This is a genomic window from Parabacteroides sp. AF48-14, assembly GCF_003477465.1.
GTDB lineage: Bacteria > Bacteroidota > Bacteroidia > Bacteroidales > Tannerellaceae > Parabacteroides > Parabacteroides acidifaciens.
The window spans coordinates 1-3,234 of the sequence record NZ_QUDI01000085.1; the positions used below are offsets into that span (position 1 = coordinate 1).

Genomic DNA, 3,234 nt, shown 5'->3' on the forward strand with positions numbered 1-3,234 from the left:
AGAGGGGGTGACGGATTGACCAAAGAAGCCTTGACTATACACAAGTAAAGCTTGGCTATTTGTAGTCCAGGCTTTTTTTATACATTGGAATCACAAACAATAAATAAAAGCCAAAATGATAACTATGCTTAAAAGCGTGTCCTGTAACAGGGATGCGCTTTTTTGTGAGAAGTCCGAACTTACCCAAGCCCGTACTTTCTTTTTTGGCTAAGAATACGTATCTTAAGGCACAACAAATTTCCATATGGCAAATATACGATTTAAATCCTACGACCAGCACCAGCAGAGCTTTTTCCCGCTCCGCTTGGATGAGAAAATCCCGGAATCGCATCCGCCCCGTCTAATCAACCGTTTCCGTAGTAAGCGTATGAAGGAACAGGTCAATAGTTTGTTCATACAAGTGGTGATGTTGCTGGTGGAGATGGGTCAGATCAGCTTGACCGCGAGCCGGACAATCTTGCACAACAGAATCAGATAGTCGTTCAGCGATATGGTTTTCAGTCTCAGTATCGTGGAGAGATAGATCTCCCGTTTTTCTTGATCTTCTGTCTGTTGATGTAAAACAATAGTCTGAATGTGCTGTTTTAAAATTATCTGTTACTTTAATATTTTCGTATATCTCTTTAAAAGCCTGTGTAATATCCTCCCAATACCGGCAGGTATTATCCCGGCAGAGTTCTTTTGTCCAAAAGTCAAAAGAAAAGTGATGTAAGTTATCAATAATCACACATACAAAATCTCTCATACCGCTTTGACAGTCAATCTTATGCTGATTCACTCTAAAGCTGTTATTCAGTGGAGCGTCACTACTTGTTATGCGCTCCACTATTTTTTTAATCCATTTCATTATCTACTGTTTATTTATAAAATACTCAATTGCCGAATGTACCAATATGTAATGTGTCTTTGTCTGCCAGCATTGCCCGTCATAGGGGTTGGGGTATTGCAGACAAAGGGAGTCATACAGTTCCGACAAATACCTTTTCAACTTACCGATCAATCTCTTGTAAGAACATTTTCGGTTGTTTCTCATTAATTCACTCCATTGTTCTGCGGTTATTTCCGTGCAATTCGTTTCGTAATACATAATAATTCGTGGTGGGTTATTGTCTCCGTAACTGTCTTATGGTTACGGAGTGATTAATTTTAGAATTCGAAGGATAACTGTACAGGCTTAACATTTTCTATTACCCGATCTTTTATTTCGGTTTTTTCCTCATACGTTTTTTCTAACCGTCTGACGAAACTCGTCTGGCCTTTATTCTTGACCTTCAATGTAGGCAGCCATACACCACGAATCAGCATTAAATCTACACAATAGTTTCTCCAGTGCTCCATCGTCAGAGCATTCATCCAGGCAATCTCTCCGGGGATAGAGTTCAGCAGCATATTGATGACCGCCATTTTCACGCAAGTAATATCAATATCAGAGCCATAGTAGAACGGCCTTTCTCCCTCGTTTTTCTCTGCACACAATTTTGCGGCAGACAGTAATGTTCTGCCCGAACTACAAGCCGGATCGCAAACAGATTGTTCCGGCGAAAGACTATCACAACCTGTAATTATTGACATCATATCCGTTATATGCATAGGAGTGAAAAACTGTCCGTTATGGCCATGAGAAACAAAATCCATAAAAACGTCACCTAAGACATCTCTAAATCCCTCGGAGTTATCGCCAACGATTTGAAGCATTTCTAGGAACAAGGGCATATTTTCTTTTTTGTACTGTTTCGTTATTCTCAAATAATCCTCTGACAGCATCCCTACGGATAGATAATACAGACATACGTCTAAAAAATAGCAGAATACGTCTTTTCTACTTCTGCCATAACAAAGCCTATCGTAATGCGCTTGAAATTCTTTCGGTATCATATAATTGATATTAATGTGTTTAACTTTCAAAATTTATGCTCGGCAAGATTTTAGAAGACCTAAATTTCAATCCGTTTTTGGCTGGTCTCTTTCTGCCGACTTTTTTTAAGTTTCATATCCTGACTGAGTTTCTTCGACCTTTTATTTCGGCCATATTCAGGGATGGAGGAAGGGAATTAAAAAAGTTTTGAACGACAAAAAATCATGCGCATGCTACGGGTGGCGTTATTCTTTCAGGGCAAAGAGCTGCCAAGCCCGGAACTCTTTCATTTCACGACGACATCATACCTTTGCCGAATTATAAAAGGGGGAAAGACTGTTAGGACAGTTAAACTAAGGCTAACCAGGAGGTCGAAAATAAGGAGACCAGTCACTAAACGGTAAACGCAAAAAGGGATGTATACCCATGCTAAGAAGTCGTTGTTTTGTCGCCGATAGACCTCATGTGCTGCCCCATGGGGCAGACCAAGTAGTCGTCCTGTTCATTATAATAAAGGTTCTCGAAGAGGAAGGCTTCTTTTTTAAAACCGCGTTTTTGTTCTTTATGGAAATAATTATACTTTACAAAAGCCTGTAGCTCGTTTTTTTCCATCCATTCATAATTCTCCTCGCTTCCATATCCGGCATCCGCGCAAACCGTCTCGGGCAGCTTTCCTAAACGCGCCATTCCCAGGCTCAGAAAACTGGGCAGCGTCAGCGTCTCGGCAGGGTTGGGATACAAACCAAAGTTTGTGATATACTGATTCTCCGTCCCCATCTGCCGGTTTATTGTCTTGGACGATACCCTCGTCTATTTGGGAAAGGATGCCACGGATCTTCTCCTCCAGCTTCTCCTTATTCTTCTCAGTACTTTTGCGCCAGACGAAAGTATATCTGTTCGCCACCGATTCGATCTTGGTACCGTCTATATATTGGACGTCCAGGCTGATCTGACCCATCTCCACCAGCAACATCACCACTTGTATGAACAAACTATTGACCTGTTCCTTCATACGCTTACTACGGAAACGGTTGATTAGACGGGGCGGATGCGATTCCGGGATTTTCTCATCCAAGCGGAGCGGGAAAAAGCTCTGCTGGTGCTGGTCGTAGGATTTAAATCGTATATTTGCCATATGGAAATTTGTTGTGCCTTAAGATACGTATTCTTAGCCAAAAAAGAAAGTACGGGCTTGGGTAAGTTCGGACTTCTCACAAAAAAGCGCATCCCTGTTACAGGACACGCTTTTAAGCATAGTTATCATTTTGGCTTTTATTTATTGTTTGTGATTCCAATGTATAAAAAAAGCCTGGACTACAAATAGCCAAGCTTTACTTGTGTATAGTCAAGGCTTCTTTGGTCAATCCGTCACCCCCTCT

4 protein-coding genes are annotated in these 3,234 nt (G+C 41.2%); all 4 read right to left on the reverse strand.

All coding sequences use genetic code 11. The features are described 5' to 3' along the window. Positions 1-340: 340 nt before the first annotated feature. The gene (locus DW083_RS23255; protein WP_233552329.1) at positions 341-847 is read right to left on the reverse strand and encodes a hypothetical protein; all 507 of its coding nucleotides are present in this window, start codon (positions 845-847) and stop codon (positions 341-343) included. A gap of 299 nt (positions 848-1,146) precedes the next feature. Then, entirely contained in the window at positions 1,147-1,875 is a 729-nt protein-coding gene (locus DW083_RS21735; protein ID WP_122333806.1) for an N-6 DNA methylase, read from the reverse strand. Positions 1,876-2,284: 409 nt separating this feature from the next. Further along, the gene (locus DW083_RS23725; protein WP_122333807.1) at positions 2,285-2,467 is read right to left on the reverse strand and encodes a hypothetical protein; all 183 of its coding nucleotides are present in this window, start codon (positions 2,465-2,467) and stop codon (positions 2,285-2,287) included. Positions 2,468-2,471: 4 nt separating this feature from the next. Continuing rightward, on the reverse strand, positions 2,472-2,990 hold the full coding sequence (locus DW083_RS21745; RefSeq protein ID WP_122333808.1) for a transposase: 519 nt from the start codon (positions 2,988-2,990) through the stop codon (positions 2,472-2,474). Between the last annotated feature and the right edge of the window lie 244 nt (positions 2,991-3,234).

Bases quoted from the DNA above. Each gene is read 5' to 3' on its own strand.
- DW083_RS21745 (WP_122333808.1), bottom strand. From the start codon at position 2,990: ATGGCAAATATACGATTTAAATCCTACGACCAGCACCAGCAGAGCTTT.
- DW083_RS21735 (WP_122333806.1), bottom strand. From the start codon at position 1,875: ATGATACCGAAAGAATTTCAAGCGCATTACGATAGGCTTTGTTATGGC.
- DW083_RS23255 (WP_233552329.1), bottom strand. From the start codon at position 847: ATGAAATGGATTAAAAAAATAGTGGAGCGCATAACAAGTAGTGACGCT.
- DW083_RS23725 (WP_122333807.1), bottom strand. From the start codon at position 2,467: ATGGAAAAAAACGAGCTACAGGCTTTTGTAAAGTATAATTATTTCCAT.